The sequence below is a fragment of the Paenibacillus sp. AR247 genome, from assembly GCF_002968895.1.
Lineage (GTDB): Bacteria > Bacillota > Bacilli > Paenibacillales > Paenibacillaceae > Paenibacillus_AQ > Paenibacillus_AQ favisporus.
Genome location: NZ_PCZT01000062.1, coordinates 1 through 2,976, shown reverse-complemented (window position 1 = coordinate 2,976; position 2,976 = coordinate 1). Strand labels below are relative to the sequence as shown.

Genomic DNA, 2,976 nt, shown 5'->3' with positions numbered 1-2,976 from the left:
GCGGTCCGCCGGGAAGGTTTGCTCGATGCGGACATCCATGCTTTCCTTCGTGTTGTAGTTCAGCATGCCGAGGCCGATCGTGCGGTTATCGTCTGCAGGCAGCAATTGCTTCTTCCCGTCGATGACCTCATGCTGGATTCCTTCGATGCCGAACTGGACAAAATCCGCATTTGACGGATCATAGAAGAAATCGAGCAGCTTCAGGGAAGCTTCCGCTTTATTCTCGGACACTTTCGGAATGAGCCACTCCGGTTCACCAACGCTTTTCTGCGTAACGAAGCCTTTAAATCCTTCCACGGTCGGCATCGGCATGCCCTTGATAATCACATCAGGCGCAAGCTTCTCAATCGCATCGAGCCGGCTGTTCAAATTCGCGGGAAGGTGGTACCAGCTGCCGACCAGATTGTTGTTGATCTTCGCCGTCCATATTTCTCCTTTGTTCAAGAAGGTTTCGTTGTCGAGTAGTTTTTTCTCATATAACTCCCGGATAAATTGGATGGCCGCTTTCATATTTTCGGTTACGCCTGCGTATTGCAGCTTGCCGTCATAGATATCCCACTCGGGCTTTCCTTCCCACATGGCGACGCCGTACATGCCGAACAAGTGGTCCATCCATGTTCCAAATTCCCGCCCCGTCGTCGGCAGCTCATCTTTGGTGCCGTTGCCATTGGGATCCCCGTTCAGGAATGCGGTCAACACGTTCACATAGTCATCCTTGGTTTTGGGCATTTGAAGCCCCAGCTTGTCGAGCCAGTCCTGCCGGATCATCGGTGCACGTTCGGGTATCATGTAAATTTTCGGGACATAGTAGATCTTTCCGTCATCGGTCGCGGAGCGCACGATATTCCACGCCTCCTCCGGAATGCGTTCCCAAACGTGTGGCGCATATTTCGGCAGCAGATCGTCCAGCGCCAGCGCACCGCCTTGGGAGATGAGCGTTTGCTCCACACCGCCTACCGGACGCATAATGTCAGGCAAATCACCGGATGCGATCATGACGTTCATGCTTTCAACGGGATCGCCGCCGGAAGAGGTTGTGACCAGGTTGTACTGCACGCCGGTTTTTTCCGCGATATACTTTACATGAGGATCATCGCTTTTGGGGAGCTTACCCTTTCCAAGGTGGGTTTTGTATACGTTTACAACAGTGTAGGGAGAATCTTGATCCCCGGCGCCCGAAGTCCCCTCCCCCGTTTTACCGCCGCTGCATCCGGCAATCACTGCCGTACCGGTCACCACGGTCAGCAGCAACCGCAGGCTTTTAGCCCATGCTTTCATTTCGATCTCTCCTTTTCGCTGTCATGATTGATTTGAACTCGCCCTGGCAGCTTGCTGAGGCGATAGGCTCTACTCTTTCAAGGAGCCGAGCATTGCGCCTTTCACAAAATACTTCTGCAGAAACGGGTATGCCAAAATAATCGGCGTCGCGGCAAAAATAATCGTGGCTGCCTTCAACGTTGTCGTGTTGTATCCGATGTTACCCAGCATGTCGGCGACTTCTAGCGTCTCAGGTGTCATGATATATTCCCTGAGCTTAACTTGCAGCGGATGCAGCTCCGAGTCGCGGATAAACAGAATCGCCCGCTGAAAGGTATTCCAGTACCCTACGGCGTAAAACAGGCTGACGGTTGCGAGCACCGGCTTGGACAAAGGCATATAGATTTGGAACAATACGCGAAAATCGTGGCAGCCGTCGATCTGCGCCGAGTCCTCGAGCTCTGAAGGAATGCCCATGAAGAAGGTCCGGATAATGACCATATTGAATGTACCGATCGCGCCGGGCAGGATCAGCGACCAAATCGAATCCAGAAGGCCGAGTGATTTGACCGTCATGTAGAACGGAATCAGCGGTGCGTTGAAAATCATCGTAATGACGATCCCGAACATGACATGCTTGCGAATAAGAAACTTGGCGTGTGCCAGCGGATACGCGGTAAGTACGGACAGCAGCACGCTGAGGAACGTCCCCACGACGGTAATAAACACGGTGATGCCAAACGACTGCCATAAATCCTGCCTGTGCAGGATATAGATCCACGAATCGGCCGTCCATTCGACCGGGAGGAGAAACACTTTTTTGGAGTCTGCGGCAACCGGCGAGCTCAGCGAAACCGCCAGCATTTGCAGGAGCGGTGCAATCATCGTAAAAGCCGCTGCCGTTAGCACAACATAGTTGACGACGGTAAACAGTTTTTGACTCAACGTTGTTTTCATCACCATAACCCCTGCTCTGTTTTTCTGGCTAGCCTGTTAAAAATCCACAGCAATATAAACCCGATGATCGATTGGAACAAACCGATCGTCGTCGTCATGCTGTACTGCCCTTGCAGGACACCGGCACGGTAAACGTATGTCTCGATAATATCCCCGACCGAATAGGTCATCGGTGTCAGCAAGTTAAAGATCTGCTCGAAGCCGAGTTCGAGAAAGTTGCCGATCCGAAGCAGAAACAGAACCGTAATGGTCGGCAGCAGCGAAGGCAGCGTGATGTACAGCGTTTGTTTCCACCTGCTGGCGCCATCCACGACCGCTGCTTCATATAGATTCGGGTTGATCCCTGCCAGCGCGGCAAGATAGATGATGGTTCCCCATCCGACCTCTTTCCAAATGCCGGAGATGACCACGATCGAGCGGAACATTTTCTCCTGCTGCATGAACAAAACGGGCTCATAACCAAACCAGCCCCGAACGACGTTGACAATACCGCCTGTCGCAAGCAGTTCAAACACGATGCCGCCAACAACGACCCAGGATAAGAAGTGAGGCAGATAAAAAAGGCTTTGGTACGTCCGCTTCATGATCATGCTGCGAATTTCGTTGAATAGCAGCGCCAGCACGATCGGAGCCGGAAATCCGAACACGAGCTGATACAGGGCGATCAGCGCCGTATTGCGCAGCACTTTCCAAAAATCGGGATAGGAAAATATGAATTTGAAATTGTCCAGGCCGACCCATGGACTCGCCCAAATCCCCTTC

General features: G+C 52.4%; 3 protein-coding genes. All 3 read right to left on the bottom strand.

Translation table 11 applies throughout. From position 1 onward, the window contains the following. The coding region (locus CPT76_RS35830; RefSeq protein WP_105446255.1) for an extracellular solute-binding protein at positions 1-1,278 on the bottom strand (1,278 nt) is incomplete at its 3' end. Between the two features lie 69 nt (positions 1,279-1,347). Beyond that, on the bottom strand, positions 1,348-2,214 hold the full coding sequence (locus tag CPT76_RS35825) for a carbohydrate ABC transporter permease (protein WP_105446254.1): 867 nt from the start codon (positions 2,212-2,214) through the stop codon (positions 1,348-1,350). Continuing rightward, on the bottom strand, positions 2,214-2,976 hold a 763-nt coding region (locus CPT76_RS35820; RefSeq protein WP_105446253.1), incomplete at its 5' end, for an ABC transporter permease. The genes CPT76_RS35820 and CPT76_RS35825, both read right to left, overlap by 1 nt.